The 23,046-nt window shown below is 59.1% G+C and carries 23 protein-coding genes; 13 read left to right on the top strand and 10 right to left on the bottom strand.

Translation table 11 applies throughout. The features are described 5' to 3' along the window. Positions 1–109: 109 nt before the first annotated feature. Complete coding sequence (locus GKZ67_RS00715) at positions 110–2,665, top strand: T9SS type A sorting domain-containing protein (protein WP_173240715.1); 2,556 nt, start codon at positions 110–112, stop codon at positions 2,663–2,665. A 76-nt stretch (positions 2,666–2,741) separates the two neighbouring features. Here the strand turns inward: GKZ67_RS00715 and GKZ67_RS00710 are convergent, their stop codons facing one another. The 3 genes from GKZ67_RS00710 to GKZ67_RS00700 form a co-directional block, all read right to left on the bottom strand. Further along, positions 2,742–3,371: a hypothetical protein gene (locus GKZ67_RS00710; protein ID WP_173240714.1), complete on the bottom strand. Its 630-nt coding sequence runs from the start codon at positions 3,369–3,371 to the stop codon at positions 2,742–2,744. A gap of 141 nt (positions 3,372–3,512) precedes the next feature. Beyond that, positions 3,513–3,989 carry a YybH family protein gene (locus tag GKZ67_RS00705; protein ID WP_173240713.1) on the bottom strand — a complete coding sequence of 159 codons (477 nt, stop codon included), beginning with the start codon at positions 3,987–3,989 and terminating at the stop codon, positions 3,513–3,515. A gap of 94 nt (positions 3,990–4,083) precedes the next feature. Next, a complete protein-coding gene (locus GKZ67_RS00700; protein WP_254245297.1) occupies positions 4,084–4,563 on the bottom strand; it encodes a YMGG-like glycine zipper-containing protein in 480 nt (159 codons plus the stop codon). Positions 4,564–4,750: 187 nt separating this feature from the next. Here GKZ67_RS00700 and GKZ67_RS00695 point away from each other — a divergent pair, with 187 nt between their 5' ends. From GKZ67_RS00695 to GKZ67_RS00685, 3 genes are all read left to right on the top strand, one after another. Further along, entirely contained in the window at positions 4,751–5,551 is an 801-nt protein-coding gene (locus GKZ67_RS00695) for an AI-2E family transporter (RefSeq protein ID WP_173240711.1), read from the top strand. Then, positions 5,539–5,868, top strand: coding sequence for an AI-2E family transporter (locus GKZ67_RS00690; RefSeq protein WP_254245296.1), 330 nt, complete (start codon positions 5,539–5,541; stop codon positions 5,866–5,868). Before GKZ67_RS00695 ends, GKZ67_RS00690 begins: the two co-directional genes overlap by 13 nt. A gap of 265 nt (positions 5,869–6,133) precedes the next feature. Beyond that, positions 6,134–8,626, top strand: coding sequence for a M4 family metallopeptidase (locus GKZ67_RS00685; RefSeq protein WP_173240709.1), 2,493 nt, complete (start codon positions 6,134–6,136; stop codon positions 8,624–8,626). A gap of 79 nt (positions 8,627–8,705) precedes the next feature. On the opposite strand, the gene GKZ67_RS00680 is transcribed toward GKZ67_RS00685, so the two are convergent. The 4 genes from GKZ67_RS00680 to GKZ67_RS00665 all read right to left on the bottom strand — a co-directional run bounded on the left by GKZ67_RS00680 (position 8,706) and on the right by GKZ67_RS00665 (position 11,399). Next, on the bottom strand, positions 8,706–9,035 hold the full coding sequence (locus tag GKZ67_RS00680) for a hypothetical protein (RefSeq protein ID WP_173240708.1): 330 nt from the start codon (positions 9,033–9,035) through the stop codon (positions 8,706–8,708). Between the two features lie 329 nt (positions 9,036–9,364). Next, positions 9,365–10,744, bottom strand: a complete 1,380-nt coding sequence (locus GKZ67_RS00675) for an OmpA family protein (RefSeq protein WP_173240707.1) — start codon at positions 10,742–10,744, stop codon at positions 9,365–9,367. Next, positions 10,708–11,052: a hypothetical protein gene (locus tag GKZ67_RS00670; RefSeq protein WP_173240706.1), complete on the bottom strand. Its 345-nt coding sequence runs from the start codon at positions 11,050–11,052 to the stop codon at positions 10,708–10,710. The genes GKZ67_RS00675 and GKZ67_RS00670 overlap by 37 nt, the downstream gene beginning before the upstream one ends. Beyond that, positions 10,986–11,399 carry an RICIN domain-containing protein gene (locus tag GKZ67_RS00665; protein WP_173240705.1) on the bottom strand — a complete coding sequence of 138 codons (414 nt, stop codon included), beginning with the start codon at positions 11,397–11,399 and terminating at the stop codon, positions 10,986–10,988. The genes GKZ67_RS00670 and GKZ67_RS00665 overlap by 67 nt, the downstream gene beginning before the upstream one ends. Before the next feature lie 174 nt (positions 11,400–11,573). On the opposite strand from GKZ67_RS00665, the gene GKZ67_RS00660 reads away from it, so the two are divergent. Beyond that, positions 11,574–11,783, top strand: coding sequence for a DUF2945 domain-containing protein (locus GKZ67_RS00660; RefSeq protein ID WP_173240704.1), 210 nt, complete (start codon positions 11,574–11,576; stop codon positions 11,781–11,783). A gap of 83 nt (positions 11,784–11,866) precedes the next feature. Here GKZ67_RS00660 and GKZ67_RS00655 read toward each other — a convergent pair whose 3' ends face one another. Then, entirely contained in the window at positions 11,867–13,447 is a 1,581-nt protein-coding gene (locus GKZ67_RS00655; protein ID WP_173240703.1) for an amino acid permease, read from the bottom strand. 245 nt (positions 13,448–13,692) lie between these two features. Between GKZ67_RS00655 and GKZ67_RS00650 the strand changes: the two genes are divergently transcribed. The 6 genes from GKZ67_RS00650 to GKZ67_RS00630 all read left to right on the top strand — a co-directional run bounded on the left by GKZ67_RS00650 (position 13,693) and on the right by GKZ67_RS00630 (position 18,850). Continuing rightward, positions 13,693–14,061, top strand: coding sequence for a hypothetical protein (locus tag GKZ67_RS00650; protein ID WP_173240702.1), 369 nt, complete (start codon positions 13,693–13,695; stop codon positions 14,059–14,061). Positions 14,062–14,229: 168 nt separating this feature from the next. Then, positions 14,230–14,646: a hypothetical protein gene (locus GKZ67_RS00645; RefSeq protein ID WP_173240701.1), complete on the top strand. Its 417-nt coding sequence runs from the start codon at positions 14,230–14,232 to the stop codon at positions 14,644–14,646. Between the two features lie 183 nt (positions 14,647–14,829). Continuing rightward, positions 14,830–15,372: an MBL fold metallo-hydrolase gene (locus GKZ67_RS24245; RefSeq protein WP_317172207.1), complete on the top strand. Its 543-nt coding sequence runs from the start codon at positions 14,830–14,832 to the stop codon at positions 15,370–15,372. Continuing rightward, positions 15,372–16,202, top strand: a complete 831-nt coding sequence (locus GKZ67_RS24240) for a rhodanese-like domain-containing protein (RefSeq protein WP_317172206.1) — start codon at positions 15,372–15,374, stop codon at positions 16,200–16,202. Before GKZ67_RS24245 ends, GKZ67_RS24240 begins: the two co-directional genes overlap by 1 nt. A 398-nt stretch (positions 16,203–16,600) precedes the next feature. Further along, complete coding sequence (locus GKZ67_RS00635; protein WP_173240700.1) at positions 16,601–17,884, top strand: hypothetical protein; 1,284 nt, start codon at positions 16,601–16,603, stop codon at positions 17,882–17,884. A gap of 27 nt (positions 17,885–17,911) precedes the next feature. After that, complete coding sequence (locus GKZ67_RS00630; protein ID WP_173240699.1) at positions 17,912–18,850, top strand: hypothetical protein; 939 nt, start codon at positions 17,912–17,914, stop codon at positions 18,848–18,850. Between the two features lie 38 nt (positions 18,851–18,888). Here GKZ67_RS00630 and GKZ67_RS00625 read toward each other — a convergent pair whose 3' ends face one another. Next, positions 18,889–19,608, bottom strand: a complete 720-nt coding sequence (locus GKZ67_RS00625) for a 2-phosphosulfolactate phosphatase (RefSeq protein ID WP_173240698.1) — start codon at positions 19,606–19,608, stop codon at positions 18,889–18,891. Positions 19,609–19,755: 147 nt separating this feature from the next. After that, positions 19,756–20,868 (bottom strand): glycine cleavage system aminomethyltransferase GcvT, encoded by a 1,113-nt coding sequence (gene gcvT, locus GKZ67_RS00620; protein WP_173240697.1) that lies wholly within the window; start codon positions 20,866–20,868, stop codon positions 19,756–19,758. A gap of 103 nt (positions 20,869–20,971) precedes the next feature. On the opposite strand from gcvT, the gene GKZ67_RS00615 reads away from it, so the two are divergent. Together GKZ67_RS00615 and GKZ67_RS00610 are read left to right on the top strand one after the other, a co-directional pair. After that, a complete protein-coding gene (locus GKZ67_RS00615) occupies positions 20,972–21,346 on the top strand; it encodes a CZB domain-containing protein (protein ID WP_173240696.1) in 375 nt (124 codons plus the stop codon). A gap of 14 nt (positions 21,347–21,360) precedes the next feature. Next, positions 21,361–22,974, top strand: coding sequence for a sensor histidine kinase (locus GKZ67_RS00610; RefSeq protein ID WP_173240695.1), 1,614 nt, complete (start codon positions 21,361–21,363; stop codon positions 22,972–22,974). Positions 22,975–23,046 lie beyond the last annotated feature (72 nt).

The following is a 23,046-nucleotide window of genomic DNA, read 5'->3' as shown; positions in this document are numbered from 1 at the left end:
AATTGCGACAATAAAGTATCTTCCCTTCTATACTAATATGAAAAACAATTATTCAGGGGCGTTTACTAATTTTTCGCTACGGATAGGCCTGTGTTTCTGCTTGCTGGGGTTGTTGTCTCCGGCTCTGCTACAAGCCCAGACTATCGTCTTGCAGGGCTCACTGCAAGGGTTTGGCACCATACCGGTTAACCGTACCTCGGCTAGCCAATCGTTTCAGGTAAGCGGCCAAAACCTGGCCGACAATGTGACCGTGACGGCACCGGCCGGCTACGAGATGCGGGTTGGCAGCAACAGCTTCTCGTCGGCTGCCATCACGCTGGCGCCATCGGCCGGCACAGTTAGCGCTACCAGCATTGATGTGCGCCTGGCCCCGGTGCCCTCCGGCACCCACCCCGACGGCACCGGCGACTATAGCGGCAGCATTACGGCAACGGCTAGCGGCGCGGCAACGCAGTCGGCAGCCGTTACGGGCAATGCGCCGGCCGGGCCTTATGTATTCGTGGACCCGGCTACGCTGCCGTTTGGGCAGGTATCGGGCAGCGGCTCGGGCCAGACCAAAACCTTCGTGGTCGGCGGCGGCAACCTGGGCACTACGGCCCTCACGCTTACGGCTGCCCTCACGGGAAGCACTACATCAGGAGCCATTCAGCTACGTAACGTGGCCGTTTCGGGCACTTTTGCTACTTCGCTTACCATCGCTCCCATCAATGGGCAGGTTCCAGAAACAACGATTGAAGTCCGCATCGTGGGGCCGATTGCCAGCCAGAGCAACTTCACGGGCACTATCACGGCTAGCAGCGGCAGTGCCGTAGCCGCTCCCGACAATGTGGTGCAGGTGACGGGTAACAATCCCTTCACGGGCAGCAATACGTCTTCAACGTTTACAGTTAGCAACCCCAGCGGCGGCCAGCCGCTGCTGCCATTCAGTACCGTGCCCGGCAAAGCTTCCGCCAGCCAGCAACTGCTAGTAAGCGGCAGCTTTCTGGTAAATCCTATCACGGTGGTGGCACCCAACAACTTTCAGATAGCGCTGGACCAGGCCTTCACCGGCCTCGGCGATGGCAGCACCGGCACCACCACGGGCAACACCATCAGCATCAGTCCGGCCGCGAATGGCACCATCAATAACCAGACGCTGTATGTGCGCTACGTACCCCAGGTAGCCGGCACGGAGAGCGGCACGGGCATCACCTTTGATAGCTCGCCCGCCACTTCAATTGCGACCATTGTACAGGCCAACAGCATCGGCAGTGTGCAATCGCGTACCACTTATGTGAAGCCGGGCCCGCTGGTTATCGGGCCCGGCGTGCGGAGCACGGCTCAGCTCATTCACCTTCACGCGGAGCTGGTAAGCAGCGCCATGCGCATCTCGGTATCGAGCGAATCGGCCGGGGCACTTGGCAACCCAAGAGGCTATGCCCAGTTCCGGGTTTCACTCGATGGCACTACTTACACCGACCCCACCGCTGCCGGCACCAGCTACCTGGTACTCACGCCCGATGCCAGCACCAACCTCATCGACCAGGATATCTACGTGGTGTATGCGCCCACCCGCGTAGGCGCGGCGCAGGCGGTATTGCAGTACCTCACGCCCGACGTAACAGCCTCGCCGGCCAATACGCTCACGCCCGTTGTTAGCAGCTTTTCGACCACCGACGCCAATAAGCTGCTCGGTACGACGATTGCCGTAGCGCCCACCCGCGACACGCCCTTTACAGCCACCCGCAACACCGGGGAATCATCAGCTTCCATCACGTTCAACCCCGATAATCAATACAGCGATTACGGTCAGTTTCATATTGTGCTGATAAGCACCAGCTCCAGCCTCACTACGCCGGACGTGCAGCCGGTAAACGCGACGGATTACAACTCCAGCAACGGCAGCTTCCAGGGCACAGGCCAAAGCACGCTGCAAGACAGCAAAGGCAACGTTTACTACGTGGTATTTACCGGCGGCGGCCCCGCCACCATTACCAACCTGAACCCGAATACCAACTATTACGCCTACGTATTCGACTACAACAGCACCAACCCGAACTCGACGACGTTTATCAACAACGCCGAGAACTACAAAAGCCCGGCTCAGTCAACCGTCTTCGGGGCATTACTGCCGGGCTCGCCTCCGCTGCCCGTGGGCCTGACCGCCTTCCTGGCCCAGCTACAGGGTGCCGCCGTGCGGGTGAGCTGGACTACCGCTTCGGAGGTCAATAATGCTGGCTTTGTGGTTGAGCGTAGCACGAGCGGCCAGGACTTTACCAGCGTGGGTAACGTAGACGGCGCGGGCACCAGCGCCAGCACCCACAGCTACTCGCTGCTCGATACCCGACTGCCGGCCGGCGCTACCAAGCTCTATTACCGCCTGCGCCAGACCGACCTGAACGGTATCAGCACGTATTCGCCCATCCGGACCGTATCGCTGGCCGGCGAGCCCAGCCCGCTGCAGCTGGTGGCTTATCCCAACCCGGCCCGTGAGGCCCTGCACGTGCAGGTACTTGGCGCTACCACCTCGGCACCGCTGGAACTATTCGATGCGCTGGGCCGCCTGGTGCGCTCGCAAGCCGCCCCGGCCCTTGGCACCGAGGCCACGCTGCCACTCAATAACCTGCCTGCGGGCTTCTACATGCTGCGCTGCGGCCAGCTGAGCCAGCGCCTGACGCTGAACTAATTGCCACCTGCAACAGGAAAATAGCAGCAAGGGAGCTGGCCGATGGCCAGCTCCCTTGCTGCTATTTCTATTATGGCTACACTCCCTCAAAATCATATGGATAGCCAATCTGCTGCAAATCGGCCGCCAGCTGCGGCCAGTCCTCCAGCTCGTCTACCAACGCCAGCACCCTGGCTCTGGTTAGCACCTCATGGCGGTAAACCGGGGCCACTGCGCTCGCGCTAACCGGCTTCTTATCAGTTTCCTCAGTATAATATTCGGTGGCCCATGCGGCATAGGTGGCCGGCTGGTTGTCCAGCATAAATAGCAACTCCTCCGAGCCATCGGCCGCCCCGCCTTGCCAGCCCTGAACGGGCGTATACCACAGGCAAAAAGTAGTACCTATGGAAGCCACTGGCTCGCCAAACATAAACTCCTCGAAGGCAGCCGGCAGGCCGTGCGTGGCCAGTGCCTTGTCGGGCTGGTCGTACCCGGCCAGAAAACCATTCATAACGCAGCCCTCGGGCCGGAATAAGACCAGCAGCTGGTCGCCTTCGCCATCGTTGAGCTCAAAAGCCGCCTCATTTTCGCTCCATTCCGGGTTATAGGAAAAGTAGCGATACTCCTCATCGGGCGAGTTTACGGCATCGAGGGCGGCCAGTGCCTGGCACAGGCGCTGCAAGTCGGCGGCGGGTGGCAGGGCTGTATAATCAGTAGTGGAAAGCATTTGCCGCAAATATTATAAATTTACTATATTAAGAAGCGAGCATTATATCTTTCGGCCCGGTACGGGCTAAACGTACAAAAAGCCGCCGGGATACCCCAACGGCTTTTTGTGCCTTTAGTAAAGTGTTGCTTGCGGGGCCAGCTAGTTGCGGCGCTGCACCGGCAGGTCTTCGAGCTGCGCATAGCTTAGCTTCCAGGTGCCATCGGCGGCGGGCTTCCAGAGCAGCAGAAAATTGCCTTCGCCGTAGCCAGCAGGCTGGCCGGCCGCCACCGGCAGCACATCGACCGAAAACGTGCCAGCCTCATACGTCAGCTTATCGCTCGACTCGGAGCTTACCACACTGGTTTTCAGGTTGCTGATACTCGACTGGGTTGCCCGCACCCACTTATCACTGACCTCAGCTTTGCCGCTGAAATGAGCATTACCTTGCAAAAACTGCACATCGTCGGCCAAGAAGCCAAGCGTTTTTTCGAGGTCTTTGTTGTTCCAGGCCATGATAAACTCGCGGTCGAGGTCAGCGGCATTGGCGGCAGTAGCCGTTGTGCCGGCCGACTTGCTGCAAGCGGCCAGCAGGGGCAGTGCACCTAACAAAACAAAACGGGCCAGGGAAATACGCATAATTCAGGTGTTTTTTAAAGAAGAATGAGAGAAAGAAGGGCAAGCCAAAAGCCCAGACCGGTTGGCCTGGGCTTTTGGCTTGCTTGATAACTGCTTACCAACTGCGCTGGCGATAGGCCGAGCCGGCATAGGGATTGGCAGGGTCAGCAGGAGCCGGGTTGGGCAGGTAGTTAGCTTCTGAGGCCGTGAGGGCCGTGCCGGAGGCACCGGCTGCCAGGGCCGTAGCGCCGGCCACGCCGGCAGCCGGGCCATAGCTTCGCACCCCGGTTTCGCGGGTGGCAGTGCGGCTGGCAACGGCCGAGCGGTGGGCAGCCTCCTCGCGGTAAGCGGCTTCACGCTCAGCTTCGGTAGCCGCAGCGCGCTTTTTCTGGCGATTGTCGATGTGCTTGCCCACGGCGTAGCCGGCTCCTGCGCCTACCACGCCCCCGATGATGCCACCCACGCCTCGGTTATGCTTATCAATAACGGCGCCTAGAATGGCCCCGCTGCCGGCCCCGATAACGGTACCTTTAGCCTCTGGGCTGAAGCGACGCTGGGCCTGGGCGGTAAATGTGCTGCCGAGAAGGGCAGTCACCAAAAGAAAGGCGAGAAAGAACTGGTTATTTTTCATGGTTTGGAAAGAATAGGTACTCGTGGCAAGGCCTCACCCAACAAGCACCGTGCCGTAACGGCAAATACCCGAGCTTAGTTACGCAACTTGCCCTTGCTCACACGTAGCTTCGCCGGCTCGCCACCAGGTCAGCTTTCCTTTCTACTAGCTTATGACACCCCTCCCACCCGCCCCCAAGCAACCTGCCGAGCTGGCGCTGCCGCTCTACGTGAAGGCCCCGCTCATTTTGCTGGGGCTGGCGCTGCTTGTGCTAACGCTGCACCTGGCCGCCGACCTCGTTTTCCCGCTGCTGTTTGCGGCCATTTTTGCCATTATGCTGCATCCGGTGGAGCAGTGGCTGCTGCGGCACCGGGTGCCGCAGGTGCTGGCTATCGGCCTCACAGTAGTGCTGGGTGTGGCCGTCACGCTGGGATTGTTTTATTTTATCTATATAGAAGCCGTTCAATTTTCCAGCCAGCTTCCGCTTTTCAAAACCAAGCTGCTGGAGCTTACCCGGCAGCTCACCCAATGGCTTAACGTCCGCTTTGGTCTCACCAATCAGAAGCTGATGAGCTACGTGAACGAGGCCAGCAGCCGGGCAGCGGGCCTGCTGGGTGGCACGCTGGCCGCCATATCGGGCTTACTCGTGATGGCTACGCTTATCCCGGTTTATATATTTCTGCTGTTCCTCTACCAGCGGCGACTGGTCGATTTTCTGACCCAGGTATTTTCGGGCCGGCGGCGCGATACCGGCGTGGCCGAAGTGCTGCGCGAAAGCAAGGCTGCCATTCAGAGCTACATGGTGGGGCTGCTCATTGAGGGGGGCATTGTGGCGGTGCTCAACGTGGTGGGGCTGCTGGCGCTGGGCATTCCGTATGCGCTGCTGCTGGGCGTGCTGGGCGCGCTGCTCAACTTTATTCCGTACATCGGGGCCTTATTGCCATTGCCCTGCCGGTGCTCATGGCCTTTGTGAGCAAGCAGGGCTACGGCTATCCGCTGGGCGTGGTGGCGGTGTATGCCGCTATTCAGTTTATCGACAACCACTTCCTCATTCCGCGTATCGTGGCTTCCAAAATAAAGGTGAACGCGCTGGTGGCTATAGTGGGCGTGCTGGTGGGCAATGCCATTGGCGGGGTAGCCGGCATGTTTCTAGCCCTGCCCGTCATCGCCATTCTCAAAATAGTGTTTGACCGTATCGAAAGCCTGCGCCCCTGGGGCCTGCTGCTTGGCGACGAGGAACCCACCGCCAGAGGCCGCCGTCAACGCGTTCAGGATACAAAAAATGTATAAGATTCGGGCTTTATATGAAATTACTTTCTTGATATTGTTCTATTCTTCATGATTATCAATTTCTGGGCCAACCAGCGGCGGCTGCTAGCCTAGTCTGATTTTCTTCAGTCAAGCATCATCTAAAAAGCCTCCTTTCGCAGAGAAAAGGGGCTTTTTTTTGTATTATCTAATCGAATGTGCTGTACATCAACGAAATCGGGTTGCTACATTACTTCATTTTTAATTCATAATTAACAAATTAGGTAGGTTGAGCAAACTTGCTACCTTGCACGGCCTTCAGGCAACAATCATTCTCTCTTTTACCAAACCAATCTTCTATGTTCCACAAGTACCATGCAGCAGCCTGGCTCGTCCTGGGTGTTGCGGCATTCCCCACGTAGCCAATGCCCAGGATAACCTGGTGCAGGCCAAAGAAATAGGCACCGACGGCCAGCCGACCCTCGTGCAGTTCTCCCCGGCGGGCCGCGCCCGCTTCCGCGCGGCCGATGCGGCCCAGGTGCTGCGCCAGCACCTGCCGCTGCAAGCCAGCGACGACCTCAAGCCGGCCCGCGTCGAAACCGACCAGCTTGGCTTCAGCCACCAGAAGTTTGAGCAGTACTACAAGGGCGTGAAGGTGGAGCACGCTACGTACACTGCCCACTCGCGCGGCGGCCAGATTGAAAGCCTCAGCGGCGACTTTGAGGCCGTGCCCGAGCTGAGCGTACAGCCTACCCTAAGCGCCGAGGCAGCCCTGAGCCGGGCGCTGGCCACCATCGGGGCCAGAAAGTATATGTGGCAGGATGCCGCCGAAGAAGCTGGCCTGAAAGTACGCGACAGCAACCCAGCCGCCACCTACAAGCCCCAGGGTGAGCTGGTGCTGGTGCGCGACAACCGCACCAGCCCCGACAACACCGGGCCGCTGGTACTGGCCTGGAAATTTAACGTATATGCCCAGCAGCCGGTGAGCCGCGCCTACTACTACGTAAATGCCAATACGGGCGACGTGGTGCTGCGCGATGCCATTATTAAGCACGCTACCGGCGGCACGGCCACGTTTGCCACCGCCTACAGCGGCACCCGCTCGCTGGCCGATGAAACCACTACCGGCGGCTACCACCTGCGCGAGTACACCCGCGGCCAGGGCATCGAAACGTATAATATGAAGAAAGGCACCAGCTACACGGCTGCCGTCGACTTTGTGGATGCCGACAATAACTGGACGGCCGCTGAGTATAACAACTCGAACTACGACAACGTGGCCGGCGATGCGCATTTTGGGGCCCAAAGCACCTACGACTACTGGAAGGGTGTACACGGCCGCAATAGCTACGACAACGCGGGCGCCAAAATCAGGAGCTACGTGCACTACAGCACCAGCTACGAGAACGCCTACTGGGACGGCACCGAAATGACCTACGGCGACGGAGCGACAACCTTTAAGCCGCTGACGGCGCTGGACGTGTGCGGCCACGAGATTGGCCACGCCGTGTGCCAGAGCACCGCCAACCTGACTTACTCCAACGAGTCGGGCGCGATGAATGAGGGCCTCTCCGACTGCTGGGGCGCCAGCGTAGAGCAGTACACCTGCGCCAACCTGGGCATCACCAAATCGACCTGGGATATTGGCGAGGATATTATGAAGGCCGGCGGCGCGCTGCGCTCGATGAGCAACCCCAACCTGTATAGCCAGCCTGCTTTGTACAAAGGCAAATACTGGTACACCGGCACCAGCGACAATGGTGGGGTGCACACCAACTCGGGCGTGCTCAACTACTGGTATTACCTCATCAGCGTGGGCAAAACCGGCACTAATGAAGCAGGCAGCAGCTACTCGGTAGCCGCGCTGGGCATTACTGCCGCGGCGAAGATTCTCTTCCGCACCGAAAGCGTGTACATGACGGCCTCTTCAACCTACGCCAACGCCCGCAGCTACTCTATTCAGGCCGCAACCGACCTGTATGGCGCGGGCTCGACGCAGGTGCAGGCCGTAACAAATGCCTGGTACGCCGTGGGCGTGGGCGCCGCTTACGGTGGCACTACGCCTCCCCCTACGGGCACTACGTACTGCACCAGCAAAGGCAGCACTCAGAGCTACGAGTACGTTGACCTAGTGAAGCTAGGCAGCATTAACCGCACCAGTGGGGCCGATGGTGGCTACTACGACGGCTCGGCTACGAGCACGAGCGTGGCAGCCGGCTCAAGCCAGACCATCAACTTCTCGGCGGGCTTCACGGGCTCGGCTTATACCGAGTACTGGAAGATTTACATCGACTACAACCAGAACGGCGTCTTCACCGATACCGGTGAGCTGGTGGTAAGCGGCAGCAGCAGCAGCAGCGGCACCCTGGCCAGCACGTTCACGGTGCCCACTACGGCCCGGAATGGTACCACCCGGATGCGCGTAGTGATGAGCGACAACTCGGCTACAACCAGCTGCGGCAGCTATACCTACGGCGAAACCGAGGATTATAGCCTCACCATTACCGGTGGCGCGGCTATCGCGGCCACGCCGGCTTCGCTCGCGGGCCCCACGGCCATCAGCGGCGATGCCGTGCTCAGCGCTTACCCGAACCCGGCTACTTCCCTGCTCACGCTCTCGCTCAGCTCAAACGCCGAGCTGACGAAAGTAGAAGTGCTGGATGTGCGCGGGGCTACCGTGCCCACTGCCCGCTACCAGGGCAACGGCCAGCTCGACGTATCGGGCCTGGCGGCTGGCCTCTACCTGCTGCGGGCCAGCGATGGCCAGCACAGCTTCGTGCAGCGCTTCACCAAGCAATAAGCGAAGCTACCCGGCATTAACCAAACGAAGCCCGGCCAATTGGCCGGGCTTCGTTTGGTTAATGCCATTTACTCAATACTCAGCAGCCAGGCTTCGGCCTCGGCAATAGTATCGAACCGCTTGAATATAAAACCAGGGGCGCGGCACTCACCACGCTTTGCGTTGAAAGGCGGTGCATGGGGTTAGCGCCCTCTACAATCGCGCAGTGGCAGGCGCGGGCCTGGCTGATAGCGCGAGGTATCCAGTTGGTTGTAAGCCAGCTTTGAGCTTCGGGCAGCAAGGGAACCCGCTGGCCGTGGTCAGATAAGATAAGATGCGAGGTAGTGCGCAGGAGCAGCGCCAGCGCCTGCTCATAATAAGCCTTAACGATTTCTGTCGTTGTCCGCTCGCTGCTCCACGCTAGCCGCACATACCCAGCCGTATGATAGAACAACTGCCCAGCTTGGTTTTCGAAATAAAGTTTTTCCTGTGCGTGGGGGGCATAAACATGAAGCAAAACGAATTGTAAAGCTACTCAGGCCGGCCCGCCCGCCACCAACACCGCACCCAAAACCGGTAGCCCGACTCTACTTGGCGTTCGTGCGCAATAGTCACCGGCCTGCCCGGCCTGCCCGGCCTGCAGCCCGCCACCCTCAAGACAGCCGGCCACCCGGTAGGTAGCAGCCTGCCAGCTACGTTTTCAACGTGTAGTAACGAGCGCGGGTTACGAAGCCTGACGTGCCCGGCCCTACCTGATTATTACTTTGTTATAACCAGCTCTACCCGGCGGTTGAGCTTGCGGGTTTCCTCGCGGTCGTTGGAGAACTTGGGCCGCGAGCCACCGTAGCCAACGGTAGTGATGCGGCTGGCGGCCACGCCCTTGCTTACCAGGTAGCGTTTTACCTCGGCTACGCGCTGCTCGCTGAGCACCTGATTTTTATCGGCCGGCGGCTCATTAGAGGTATGGCCTTCGAGGCGAATCTCCAGCTGCGGATTATCTTTCAGCGACTCGGCCAGCCGGTTGAGCGTCGCGTACGACGAGCCCAGCATCTTGGCCTGGCTTTGTACAAACAGCAGGTCGGGCAGGTCGAGGCGCGAGCCTACGGTGGCGGGCGTCAGGCGCGGCTCGTAGCGGCGCGACTCGCCGGCCCGCACCGTGAGGGTATCGACACGGGTGAGCAGGCCGGCCGTGGTGGTGAGGCGGTAGCGACCAGGGGCCAACGACATCTGGAAGCCTACCTGGTCGGCGTGGGCCGTGCTGCGGAAATCAATCGGCCCTCCTATCATCAGGGCCTGCACTTCGGCCCCACCGGCCAGCGGCTGGCTGGTGCGGGCATCCAGCACCCGGCCCGTAAGCATGGCGCGCGGCTGGCTCATGGGGTCGGCCGCGGCGGCGATGATGGCCGTGGAGTCTATGACTGGCGGCGGGCCCGGCGGAGTACGAAACAGCTTTTTGGGCGAGGTATCGCGGGCGCCGGTGCTGGCATAGTACGCCGTGCCATCGGGGCCCAGGGCAAAAAAGGCGTCGTAGCCCGGCCCGTTGAAGCGAGGGCCCAGGTTTTCGGGCTGGCTCCACTTCGTCCAGCTCTCATCGAGGCGCTGGCTCACGAATATATCGGCCGAGCCATAGCCCTGGTGGCCATACGAGCTGAAGTAGAGGGCCTTGCCATCGGCCGATAGCCAGGGCGCGAACTCATAGCCCGGCGAGTTTACCACTGCGCCCAGGCTCTGGGGCGCAGTATAGCCGCCGGCCCCGTCGGGGCGGCTGAGGTACAGGTCGTTGGCCCCCTGCGAGTCTTCCCGCTCCAGCGACAGCAGCAGAATTTTCTCATCCGGCGTCATATAAAAGCCAGTGGCCGGGCTGCTAGACGAATACCCCGCAATGCGTAGCGGCACGGGCCGGGCAGTACCCGCCACTGCCACCCGCGAGGCTCCCTCATCGTGAAAGCCAGCGCCGTCATAAGCCCCGCGCAGCAGCAGCACCGGGCTACCAGCCGTCCCTACCACGGCCTGCACGGCATTGTTCTGGGCCGTATTCAGGCCGGGCGGGCTGTCGAGGTGGGTGGGGGCTGCCCAGGTGCGACCCTGGTCGGCGCTCCGGCTCAGCCAGATATCACCGCTCTCGGCCACGCCCTCCACGTTGCCGGCAAAGCGGGTACGCGTGAAGTATAGCGTTTTGCCATCGGGGCCGGCACCGGCTGCAGCTCGTTGCCGGCAGGTGAGCTAAGGGCAGTCAGCGGCTCGGGCGCGGCAAAGTAGGGCGGGCCGGTAGCCAGCTTTAGCTGCAGCTGAAACAAGCGCCACTGCTGACTAACGCGCCCCAGCCCACGCGCCGCCACAATAGCCGTATTGTTGAATTTGTCGTTGGTAGCCAGCGTGGCTACCCGACCATCGAGCCGGTTTTCGAGCTGAAACGAGCCGGGGGGCCGGTGGGCACCAGCCGCCACTGCTGGCCCAGCCCCCCCGTAAAGGGCCGCTGCACCAGCGGCGTATTGGCCCCGCTCGGCGCCGTGGCGTTTACTTCCAGCGTCAGGCACTGGCCGCTGTGCTTGGCTTCGAGGCGGTAATATTCACCGCCTTCCCGAATAATAACCAGGTGCCACTGCTGGCTGGGCGCGTGGGTAAACTCCCACTGCACGGCGGCGGCCCCGCTCGTGGTGGCAGCCCGTGCCACATCGAGGCAGCGCCCGCTACTGCGGTTGATGATGCCGTACAGCGCCCGGTTGTCGGGCGAGAGTGGGGTTTGGGCAACGGCTGAAAGTGCCAGCAGACACAGGAAAAGTACTCTAACCATGCGGCAAAGGTCGGGCAATAAACGCTAATGCTTTTTTACGAGCCGTTTGCTTACGTAAAAATCCCGCCGGCCGCCAGGGCCATGCCAGTGCCGCTAACCCAATAAACCTGGGCGGGCCGAATCTTCTGGCCGCCGGCAGCGTTAAAAAGATACTATTTTAACTTCGCTTCACGTATGCGCAAAGGCACCCAGGTTAGCTGGAAATACGGCACCGGCACCGCAACCGGCAAAATCGAATCTGTTCACAAAGAACCCATTACGCGTAAGCTAAAGGGCAGCGATATCCACCGCGCCGGCTCGGCCGATAATCCGGCCCTGATTATCGTGCAGCAAAACGGCGACCGCGTACTTAAGCTCCGAAGCGAGGTAACGGCGGCCGGCTGATTCTGTTCTGGCTTCCGCCGGAAATCAAAAACCCCGCCGGCGTTACTGCCGGCGGGGTTTTTAAGATAGTCGACGCTGAAAAACTACCGATTGTTGGGGTCAGGCTTGATAAAAGCTTCCTCGTCCATCTCCGTAGGTACTACTACGATACCTTTTTGAAGCATTGAGTTGCGCTTACCATATAGGAAATACACTATAAATCCGAGCAGCATCCAGCCAAAAGCTACTTGCAGCGTAAACGAGTCGAGGCCCACAATCAGCAGCGTACACACGATAGCGCCCATGATGGGCACCAGTGGGAAGCTGGGCGTGGAAAGCGGCGAGCGGAACGGACGCGGCTGGTCGGGGTCAGACTTACGCATAATCCATACGCCAAGGCTCACGAGTACGAAGGCGAGCAGCGTGCCAAACGAGGTGAGGTCGCCGGCCAGCGAGCCCGGCACGAAGGCTGCAAACAGCCCCACAAAGACCATCAGCATGAGATTGGACTTATACGGGGTGCTGAAGCGAGGGTGCAGTTCGGAGAAGGCTTTGGGCATGAGGCCGTCCTTGGCCATGGAAAAGAAAACCCGGCTCTGGCCCATCAGCATAACCAGGATAACCGAGGTGAAGCCCAGCAGGATACCTACCGTGACGGCCGTAGCCAGCCAGCCATAGCCGGGCATGTGCGCCCGGATAGCATAAGCTACGCTGGCCTCGCCGCCCAGGGCCGGGTCGGCAAACTCGCGCCAGTTGGCCACCCCCGTCAGCACGTGCCCAAACAGGATGTAGAGCACTGTGCAGATGGCTAGCGAGCCCAGAATACCGATGGGCATGTCGCGCTTGGGGTTGCGTGCCTCTTGCGCGGCCGTGCTCACGGCGTCGAACCCGATAAAGGCGAAGAATACAATGCCGGCGCCGCCGATAATGCCGCCCCAGCCGTGCTTAAAAAAGCCATCGTAGGTGCGCACCACTTCGCCAGCCGCATTTTTCACTACGGCGTGGTCCGGAATGAGATAAGGCGTGTGGTTGGCGTGGTTGATAAACTGCCAGCCTACGGCAATAAAAATGATAACGATGAGCACCTTCAGCACCACCACAATAGCGTTGAACAGGGCCGACTCCTGGGTGCCTTTCACCAGCAGCAAACTCAGGGCCACAATGATGAGCAGAGCCGGCAGGTTGATAAAGCCTTGCTCCGACACGCCGTTGATGACGGCGTGCTCGAAGGGCGAATGGCTCAGATTATACGGTATACTGGTATGAAAGACCTCCAATAGCTTGTTTAGGTATTCGCTCCAGGCAATGCTGACGGTGGCCGCGCCCAGCGCGTATTCCATAATCAGCGCCCAGCCGATAATCCAGGCCACAAACTCGCCCATAGTGGTGTAGGCATAGGTGTAGGCCGAGCCGGCGATGGGAATCATGGCCGCAAACTCGGCGTAGCAGAGTCCCGCAAACACGCAGCCGAAGGCCGCCAGCACGAAAGCCAACGTCACGCCCGGCCCCGAGGCCTGCGCGGCGGCGGCGGCGGTGCGCACAAACAGGCCGGCCCCGATAATAGCACCCACGCCCAGGGCCACGAGATTGCCGGCACCCAGCGTGCGCTTGAGGGCACCGTGGCCGGTTGAGTTAGCTTCACCCAGAAGTTGGGCGAGCGGTTTTTTGGCAAAAATACTAGCCATGCAAAAGGAGGTAAAAGAACGAGTGGGGGAGGTAATAGTAACTATTTTTTCACGTTTAAAAAGGGCCGAGCGATAATCAGCCGGGCCGAAAATACGCTAAACTTCGCGACCAGCCTCCGCCTGGGTTTGGCCAGGCGGAGGCTGGTCGGCCGGGTAGCCCCGCCTTGCGGCGCGACGCCCCCGTTTTGCCCGCCGCCCAAGGCCGGGGAACCTACTTTTACCGAATTGCTTTTCTTGAAGCTGTTATGAAAAATATCCTTATTCTTACCGCTCTCTTTAGCTTGGCAGTGGCCAGCACCCAGGCCCAGCCTACGCCGGCCGTGCAGGCGGCCGTGGCCAGCCAGGCCCAACGCATGGCGCAGGAGCTGGGCCTCTCGCCCGACCAGCACGCCCGCCTGCGCCAGGTGCTGCTGCTGACCCGCCAGCATATGGATGCCGACCTGACCACCCACCACGACGACCCCGCGGCCCTGCGCACCGCCATGGCCTTCGACCGCGCCAAGTCAGATGAGCTGATTCGCGGGGTGCTCACGCCCGCGCAGTACGTGCGCTACCAGCAGTACAAGGCCGCCCGCATCGGGCAGCTTCACAGCACCAGCCAGGTAGGCCGGTAATAGTTTTGTTGGTCGGCAAAAAAGCCCTTTCCATCGGCGTGGAGAGGGCTTTTTTGAGCCTGAGGCTCTTTTGGCTTACTCCTTGCAACCTACCAGGCATCCGGAGCCAGCGTGGCCGCGCTTCCTGCTTTTCTCTCCTTTTTTCTGCTTAAAAATTTTGTTATCCTTATGAAAAAGTCCCTGCTTCTGCTGGCTTCTATGGCCTTTGCTACCGCCAGCTTTGCTCAAACTACTCCTGCTACCGCTGCTACAGCACACCACGGCAAGCGTCATAAAACGCCCGAGCAGCGGGCCGACCATCGCACGGCTATGCTCACCAAAAAGCTCAGCCTCAGTGCCGAGCAGCAAGCCAAAGTACACCAGATACTGCTAAGCCAGGCGCAGGAAGACGTTACCATCCGGGCAAAATACCCAGCCGAAGCCCAGCGCCAGATTATGCACCAGGAAATGGAAGCCGGCCGGGCCAGGTACCAGACTCAGCTACGAGGCGTGCTCAGTGCCGAGCAGTTTGGCAAGCTGCAAGCCATGCACCAGGAGCACCAGCATAAAGAGAAAGGGGAGCCCGGCAGCAAAGCCAAAAGCTAGTTTTCCGCGTCCTTTTTCCTGGCAAAACCCCGGTCCGACAGCCGGGGTTTTTTCGTGCCCAACGCCTGGCAGGCCGCCGCAGCCAGCGCAGCAATGTTGGGCCGGCTTGTTATATTTGACCCAAACACCTACCCCGGCAGCCCGATAATCAGGCATTTAGCTCAACGGTTGCCACTCCACCCCATGCCGCTTCCCAGTAGTAGCACCCCCGCGGTGCAAATTCAACAGTTTTACGATAAAGGACTGGCCCACGCCTCCTACGCCATTCGCTGCGGCCGGCAGGTTGCCGTTATCGACCCCGGCCGCGACCCGCAGCCCTACTACGATTTTGCCGACGAGCACGAGGCCGAGATTGTGGCCGTGATTGAGACACATCCCCACGCCGACTTCGTGAGCAGCCACCTGGAAATAGCCCAGGAAACCGACGCGACCATTTATTGCAGCAAGCTCACGGGCGCCCGCTACCCGCACAAAAATTTTGACGACGGCGACCGCCTCCGGCTGGGCAACGTGGAGCTGCACGCCATTAACACCCCCGGCCACTCACCCGACAGCATCAGCGTGCTGCTTATCGACGAGCTGGCGCAAACCCGTGCTGTGTTTACCGGCGACACGCTGTTTGTGGGCGACGTAGGCCGGCCCGACCTGCGCGAGGATGAAGCCGTGGGGGCCATGCCCGCGAGGCCCTGGCGGCCCAGCTCTACCGCAGCACCCGCCAGAAGCTGATGGCTCTGCCGCCTACTACACGGGTGTACCCGGCCCACGGCCCCGGCTCGCTCTGCGGCAAAACTACCAGTCCCGACCTCGACAGTACTATTGCCAGGGAGCTGGCTACCAACTACGCGCTGCAACCTATGTCGGAGCAGGAGTTTGTGAAGGTGCTGCTGGCCGACCAGCCGTTTGCGCCCAAATATTTCGGCCACGGCGTGCAGCTTAACAAACAAGGCGCCCCCAATTTTGAAGACAGCGTGCGGGCCGTGCCACGCCTCAGCGCACACGCGGCGCTCCAGCCCGGCGTATTAGTGCTTGACACCCGGCCAGCTGCCAAATTTCGCGCCGGCCACCTGCCCGGCGCCATCAACCTGCAGGATGGCGCCAAGTTCGAAACCTGGCTGGGCTCCATCGTTGGCCCCCAGGAAAAGTTCTACCTGCTGGCCGATACCCAGATTCAGCTCGACGCGGTGATTCGGAAGACGGCTAAAATCGGCTACGAAGGCAATATCAAGGGGGCCCTGCTGGCGCCCAGCGTGCAGCCCGCCACCAGCCCCACCGTCGAGGTTGCGGCTGTGCGCCAGCACCCTGAAGCATTCACTATTGTCGATATTCGCAACCGTACCGAGGCGCACGACAAGCTCTTCCCCAGCGCCCTGCTCATCCCGCTACCCGAGCTGCGCGAGCGCATACGGGAGATTCCGACCGATAAGCCCGTGCTGGTGCACTGCGCCGGCGGCTACCGCTCGGCGGCCGGGGCCAGCATTATTCAGGCGGCGCTGCCGGACCAGGAAGTGCTGGACCTGGGCGAGGCCGTGACGGAGTTTGCGCCAGCGAACAGCTAATATAAATTACTGGCTATAACACGCGTAGCTGCTATCAGCCGCCCTACTCCACACACTTACTAAATAGCATCTAACTCCAGTATAATTTTTAACATTTTTGGTCAGTTATTTATATGTTTGCACTTGGATAGCCTACACTCTCTAAGCACAAGCAGATGCGAATACATTCTACTTCTTTCGCAAGAATTTTAGCAAGTTTTTTGGTGGCTATACTGGCTTCCTGCTCTCAACAACACATTGAGCCAAACCCGGCGGCCTCAACGCTCGGGCTAACTACCATATAGGCACAGGCATGGTACCAGAGTACTTATCCAACAGCAATCCCTAAAAGCACGCGTCTGCTTTGGACAAAAGCAGTAAGCATTGGGACGCAGACTACTCCGCTGCTAGTTGTGCCAATGGCCAATGACCCCGGAGCCTTCACTGGTAATCCCTGGCAAGGCTTTCGCTACCTATTTATAGCCCGAACGCCTGACCAAGCCTTACATGGTAGCATAGCTGAGCTTCTACTCAAACCAGCTGGCCTGCCTGTCGATACGCTGGCCTTACTTACCAGCCTCTACCACGGCTATCAACAGCCATCTTTGGCTATTCCCACTCACGCAGCTGGAATATTTCTACTCTATTCGGCTGGTTATCAGTATCTAAATGGACGCAGGTTTAGTGATGGAGCCATACTGCAGGGCCAGGTTAAGCTATGGTTTCAAGGGGTGAAGGTTAGTGCTGCTAAAGCTTCTACTGCTGCAACCGGTAAGCAGAAAAAAGAAATCACTAATAAAATAAATAGTTTTATATTCTATTACAACTCTATAACGGGCGAGTACTTAGGCTCTTCGGCTGGCTGTGGGCTCTCCGATGATAGCGGCGGATATAACAGTGGCGATGGCTCCCCTACTGGCCCCGGCGACTACGGCGGCACTCCCGGCAACGGCGGCAACAGCCCTAATGACCCTGGTAGTGGGCCGCAGGGGCCATTGCCTGGCGGCAGTACACCTACTGCAATTACGACTATTGCAAGCGATGGTCTTAGACCTTGTATTCAACCCATCCTTGCGGCTCTGCAAGGGTTGAAAGGCAATGACATAGCAGGCATTTTTTCCTTGCTAGGGAACAATACAGCTATCACTTGGACAATTACAAGTGGCAATGTTCCCCTGCCTCCCGGCTCTCCAGTTGGAAGCGTTGTAAATGCAAAAACTAATAATTCACCTACTGACCTGACCCAGTTTATTACTACTGTTGACCTGACCTTTACTTCTCAAGCCACTAATCTTGCTGTAGCCAGAACGTTAATTCACGAATCTCTCCACGCCTACCTGGAAAAGTGGGGAGAAGGGAAAAACTTGGACTCGAATGCGACAATAGACGACTTACTTGACAGGTATGTGGGCTCAATGGACTTGGACCAGGATGAACAGCATACCCTCATGAGTTCTATTATCAGTCAGATGGCTGATGCCTTGCAAGCCTACGCTACCAGCCAGGGCATTTTATTAGACCATCAATTAGCAGAAGACCTGTTTTGGGGCGGCTTGCAGGGAACCGCTACCTTCCAAAGCTTTTCGCCTACCCGCAAAGACTTAATCGATAGAGAAACGCAGGCAGAGCAGCACAATACATCCTACCCGAATCCTAGCAATGGCCTTATCATTAAGGCGCAGGGCAGTCAGGCATGTCCGTAGGTATAATTTTTTAACTCGTCTTTTATTATGAATTTACTTATCAGAGCAGCACTGCTTTGGTTTTGCTTCATCAGCTTGGCTGGCCCGGCTAAAGAAGCGATTGGCCAGCAATTAATTATTCGTAAATCCTACATCCTACTCGAATCAGCCAAAAACCGCATTACCTACGTTCGCACGCAGCGCACGCGGCTGGGCAAGCCTGAGCAGGTGGACATCGTTAATATACTGGCCGACAGCACTTATTTCCTACATAGCTCTGGTGAGGATGCCGATAGCAGGCTGAATGGCTTTTACCCTACAGACAAGCTATTGGTCACCCTTGCCGTGCTGCCCGACGAGCAAACCGGGCAAGTAACGTGGAATCTGGTAAATATAGACACGTTGAGCAGCCGGGCCAGGGTGCCACTGGAGGCAGTGCTGCGGAACGGAGTTGAGCAGCTAGTGGCCTACAAACGGCAACTCCCGGTTTTAAATATGCTGACGCGCCGCCTGGACTGGCAGCCCATTATTAAGCGCCAGGGCCGCTACTATACTACCCCGAACCAAGTGCTGACGGAATATTTTCTGGTGCGAAGGCGTCCCGTCTGGTTTCCCGGCACCGCCGACAATGTTACTCTCAATTGCGGGGCCCAGCCCTTTGCGCCGGCCGACTTCGCAGCGCTGCAAAAACGACTCATCCTTACCTTTCCCAAGTTAGCCGACCGGCCATTTGTAGCCGGCGAAATAATCGTCCGGCTGCACCTAGCCAGCAAAGCACCAGCACTCTACACGTTTTGGTCCATCCCACTAAAAGTGTTCGACGGTCCACCGGCTATTTTATACTTTGGAGCGGTGGACCTTAAATTCAAGCCCGGCATCGGCGTCATATCGGGCAAGTACCCGGACCACTTTCACATGAGTTACGATAACGGCTACAACACTTTTTTCGATACGGTAAGTATCGAGGTGCTTACCAGCCCAAAATAATGCGAGCGGCCCGGACAGGCTTAATGGCACCGCCCAGCCTACCCCCGCACCAACCTATCCCCTCGCCACAGCGGCAGAATCTCCGGGTGGGTATCGACGTTCATGCAAAATGTGAAGTCGTCGTGGGCTTCGAGTGCGTTGAGGCGGCGCACGGCGGCCGACTGTAACAAGTAGTGGGGCCAGGTAGACTTAGCGTCCTGCCACAGATGCAGGGCGGCCAGCGCCGCATCAGAAGCGGCAATATCGAAGCCTCGCGGAGCCAGCCGTTCAGCTAGCGCGCCGCCGAAGAGGCTGTCTTCGAGGCAGAACTGCCCTTTCCAGCCGGCGCACACTACCAGCACGTCGCGCCCCTGCGCTACGGCAAAGTCGGCCACGGCGCTTAGGTTGAGAAACGCGCCGCACACGATGGCCTGGGCCGCCAGCGAGCGGCGCAGCGCCTGCGTGCCATTGGTAGTGCTGATGGCCAGCGCGCGGCCCTGCACCGCCAGTTTGCCATCTAGAAAGCCAAAGGGCGAATTACCCAAATCGAAGCCGGCGGCGGCGACCCCATCGCGCTCAGCAGCCGTAATGCAGCCCTGCTCGCGGCCCAGGGCCGCGCACTCATCGAGCGTGGCGGTCGGAAAAACCTCGGTCATGCCCTGGGCCAGCGCCGTCACAATGGTGCTGGTAGCCCGCAGCACATCCACGATAACGGCCACCTTACCGCGCAGGTCGTAGAGCGGCAGCAGGTCGGGCGAAAAGCAAACGTCGAGTTTCATGCAATTAAAGGGCAGTTTGATAATCCAGCCGTCTGTCATTGCGCGCAACGCGAAGCAATCGCACCGGAACGACACCCGTACGGCTCGTTCTGATGCGGTTGCTTCGCGTTGCGCGCAATGACAGACGGTGGTGAATTTGTTGAAGTGTTATACCTCCTCCGTACCGGGCACCAGCGGCAGCTTATGCACCGTGGCAGGCAGGTTTTTGCCGCGCACCTGCACAAAAATCCGGGTGCCGGGAGCGGCAAACCCCGTTTTGACGTAGCCCAGACCGATGCCTTTGCTGAGGCTGGGCGACTGGCCGCCGCTCGTAACTTCCCCAATGGCTTCGCCGCTGGCATCTACCAGCGGATAGTGGCTGCGAGGCAGGCCGCCGGGGCCGTCCATCACGAAGCCCACGAGCTTGCGCTGTACGCCGGCCGCTTTCTGGGCCTTGAGGGCTTCGCCGTTGGTGAAGTCTTTGGTAAACTTGGTAATCCAGCCCAGGCCCGCTTCGAGGGGCGAGGTGGTGTCGTCGATGTCGTTGCCGTAGAGGCAAAAACCCATTTCGAGGCGCAGCGTATCGCGCGCGCCCAGGCCGATGGGTTTGATACCGAATGACTTACCTGCTTCCATTATCTTATTCCACACGCTGGAAGCATACTCGTTGGGAATGTAGAGCTCGAAGCCGCCCGCGCCAGTATAGCCCGTGGCCGATATAATAACGTCGGGGGCGCCGGCAAACGTCCCTTTTACAAAGCTGTAGTACGGAATGGCCGTCAGGTCGACTTCCGTCAGGGCACGCAATGCCTCGGCGGCCTTGGGGCCCTGCACCGCAAAAAGGCTGAGCTGGTCGGAGACATTCTCCATCTCGGCACCATTCGTATTGTGCTGTTGCAGCCAGCTCCAGTCCTTATCAATATTGGAGGCATTGACTACCAGGAAGTAGTCTTCGTCGCCCATCATGTACACCAGCAGGTCGTCCACGATGCCGCCTTCGGCATTGGGCAGGCACGAGTACTGCGCCTTGCCGGGCTGTAGCTTACTGGCATCGTTGGAGGTAGTGCGCTGAATAAGGTCGAGCGCCTGCGGGCCGCGCACCCGAAACTCGCCCATGTGCGACACGTCGAAGATGCCTACCGCCCGGCGCACCGTGTGGTGCTCTTCCAGGTCGGAGGAATAGCGTACGGGCATGGCGTAGCCGGCAAACGGAACAATTTTGGCCCCCAGTTGCTGGTGGGTGGCGTGCAACGCAACGGTTTTAAGCGAAGTATCTTCCATAAAGAATGCGAGGGTGGGCAGAGCAATTACCCAGCCGGGCTGAGCACTTGCAAAGCTACTTCGTACTAAGGCAATACCCCCACCGGCTGCCTACCTTTGCGCTATGTCGCCCGAAGCTATCAAACAGGATTTTGAGTCCGCTTTAATTAAGCATTTCTCTTTTAAGGCTCGCCTCCGCTCTTTCCTGCATGGCAATGGTACGGAAGAAGGCCCCTTGCGCGACCCCGAGCAGTGCGGACTGGGCGTTTGGATAAAGGAGCGCCGCGAGGGTGCCTATCGCAACTTGCCCGAAATGAGCGAGCTTGACCAGCAGCACCGGCTCATCCATAAGCAGGCTAACCGCCTCATGGACCTGCACCTGGCTAATCGCGGGGAGGAGGCGCTGGCGGGCTTTGGCGAGGTACAGGCCCTGGCCGACACCCTCACTACCCTGCTCCAAACTATGGAAGCTAAACTGCGTACTGCCGGGGCCCAATAGCAGGCCCGAAAGCCATGAAGAGTAACCTTACCACCAAACTGTTTGCCGGCTTCTTACTGCTGCTGGGCTTATTTACCGCAGTGGTAATTGTAAACTATCGGCTGGCTGAGCAGGTGCTGCGCAATTCGCAGCGCATGGAAGCCTCGCAGCGCACTTCTGCCGATGGCACTACGCTGCTACGGAGCATCATCGACATGGAAACCGGCTTTCGGGGCTACCTGCTGCTGGGCAATGAGCAGATGCTGCAGCCCTACTACTCGGGCGAGCGCGACCTGCTGCACCGCTTCAACACCCTGCGCCAAGAGCTGGCCGACGAAGCCCAGCAGCGCGCCCGCCTCGACACAACCGAGCACCTGTTTCGGCAGTGGTCGGAATATACACACCTGATGATAAGCGAGAAGCGCGCCGTGCACAACCGCAATGCGCAGCTAACCGGTCTGATGGGAATGCCCCACGGCAGCCTGGTCACGGGGATGTCGGGCAAGCAGATAATGGACGCTATCCGCTTTCAGATGGCTAACTTCGATGCCATGGAGAACGCCGGCCGCCAGACGCAGCGCCTGCGCCTGGCCAGCAGCATTGCCCGCGCCCAGCAGCTGTCGGGCCTGATAACGGGCCTGGCGCTGGTATTTGGCCTGCTCTGGGCCGTGTACTTGGTACGTCTGCTCTCGCGCCGCCTGCGCGGCATGATAAAGATGGCCCGCCACCTGGCGGATGGCGACTATAAGATGCAGCTGCTTGATAATGAACATGATGAAGTGAGCGAACTGACGGCGGCGCTCAATACCATGGCCCGGACTATCGACCAGAACATCAGCCAGCTCGAGGGCCGCAACCAGGAGCTGGACCAGTTTGCCTACGTAGTATCGCACGACCTGAAGGCCCCGCTGCGCGGTATTGAAAGCGCCTCGCGCTGGATTGAGGAAGATATGGGCAAAGACACCCTGCCCCCGCACATCCAGGAGTTTCTGGGTTTGATGCGCCAGCGGGTTCACCGTATGGAAAACCTCATTACGGGCATTCTGGACCTGGCGCGGGTGGGCCGGGTGGCCGAAGCCAACGAGGCCGTATTTGTGCGGCAGCTGCTGCGCGAAATTACCGACACGGTGGGCCTGCCCGAAGGCATGCACCTTGAGCTGCCCTTCTTTCTGCCTACACTCCCCACCAACCGCACGCAGCTGCAGCAGGTTTTTACCAACCTGATTTCCAACGCCATCAAGTACCACGACCATCCCGAAACCGGCACGCTGCGCATCGGCTGCGAAGACCTGAACGACAACTTCTACTGCTTTTCGGTGCAGGACGATGGCCCTGGTATCGCGCCGGAATATCACGAGCGCATCTTCGTTATTTTTCAAACCCTGGTCGAGCGCGACACTCTCGAAAGCACGGGTGTGGGGCTGGCCATCGTAAAAAAAATTGTGGAGCGGCAGGGCGGCCGCATCTGGGTAGAGTCGGCCGAGGGAAAAGGCGCTAGCTTCTTCTTCACCTGGCCTAAAAAACCCGTTACCAAGCCCAGTTCGGGCACAGCAAAGGCCGTACCCGCTAGTCAGCTAAAGCCCTGGCTGCCTAATTTAAGCATCCTTCACGTCTTTTTTACCATTACTAGAGAACGCCTATTTTGGTAAGCCTGCCTTTTTCACTACTCATGCCCCCCTTTCCTCACCTGCAGCGCCTAGCATCCTTCTTGTAGAAGACGA

Origin of the sequence: Hymenobacter sp. BRD67, from assembly GCF_013256425.1 — a bacterium.
GTDB lineage: Bacteria > Bacteroidota > Bacteroidia > Cytophagales > Hymenobacteraceae > Hymenobacter.
This window is presented reverse-complemented; position numbering and strand designations above follow the sequence as displayed.

Bases quoted from the DNA above. Each gene is read 5' to 3' on its own strand.
- GKZ67_RS00635 (WP_173240700.1), top strand. From the start codon at position 16,601: ATGGCCAATGACCCCGGAGCCTTCACTGGTAATCCCTGGCAAGGCTTT.
- GKZ67_RS24240 (WP_317172206.1), top strand. From the start codon at position 15,372: ATGGCTCTGCCGCCTACTACACGGGTGTACCCGGCCCACGGCCCCGGC.
- GKZ67_RS00615 (WP_173240696.1), top strand. From the start codon at position 20,972: ATGTCGCCCGAAGCTATCAAACAGGATTTTGAGTCCGCTTTAATTAAG.
- GKZ67_RS00645 (WP_173240701.1), top strand. From the start codon at position 14,230: ATGAAAAAGTCCCTGCTTCTGCTGGCTTCTATGGCCTTTGCTACCGCC.
- GKZ67_RS00630 (WP_173240699.1), top strand. From the start codon at position 17,912: ATGAATTTACTTATCAGAGCAGCACTGCTTTGGTTTTGCTTCATCAGC.
- GKZ67_RS00625 (WP_173240698.1), bottom strand. From the start codon at position 19,608: ATGAAACTCGACGTTTGCTTTTCGCCCGACCTGCTGCCGCTCTACGAC.
- GKZ67_RS00695 (WP_173240711.1), top strand. From the start codon at position 4,751: ATGACACCCCTCCCACCCGCCCCCAAGCAACCTGCCGAGCTGGCGCTG.
- GKZ67_RS00690 (WP_254245296.1), top strand. From the start codon at position 5,539: ATGGCCTTTGTGAGCAAGCAGGGCTACGGCTATCCGCTGGGCGTGGTG.
- GKZ67_RS00705 (WP_173240713.1), bottom strand. From the start codon at position 3,989: ATGCGTATTTCCCTGGCCCGTTTTGTTTTGTTAGGTGCACTGCCCCTG.
- GKZ67_RS00650 (WP_173240702.1), top strand. From the start codon at position 13,693: ATGAAAAATATCCTTATTCTTACCGCTCTCTTTAGCTTGGCAGTGGCC.
- GKZ67_RS00655 (WP_173240703.1), bottom strand. From the start codon at position 13,447: ATGGCTAGTATTTTTGCCAAAAAACCGCTCGCCCAACTTCTGGGTGAA.
- gcvT (WP_173240697.1), bottom strand. From the start codon at position 20,868: ATGGAAGATACTTCGCTTAAAACCGTTGCGTTGCACGCCACCCACCAG.
- GKZ67_RS24245 (WP_317172207.1), top strand. From the start codon at position 14,830: ATGCCGCTTCCCAGTAGTAGCACCCCCGCGGTGCAAATTCAACAGTTT.
- GKZ67_RS00665 (WP_173240705.1), bottom strand. From the start codon at position 11,399: ATGGTTAGAGTACTTTTCCTGTGTCTGCTGGCACTTTCAGCCGTTGCC.
- GKZ67_RS00660 (WP_173240704.1), top strand. From the start codon at position 11,574: ATGCGCAAAGGCACCCAGGTTAGCTGGAAATACGGCACCGGCACCGCA.
- GKZ67_RS00610 (WP_173240695.1), top strand. From the start codon at position 21,361: ATGAAGAGTAACCTTACCACCAAACTGTTTGCCGGCTTCTTACTGCTG.
- GKZ67_RS00710 (WP_173240714.1), bottom strand. From the start codon at position 3,371: ATGCTTTCCACTACTGATTATACAGCCCTGCCACCCGCCGCCGACTTG.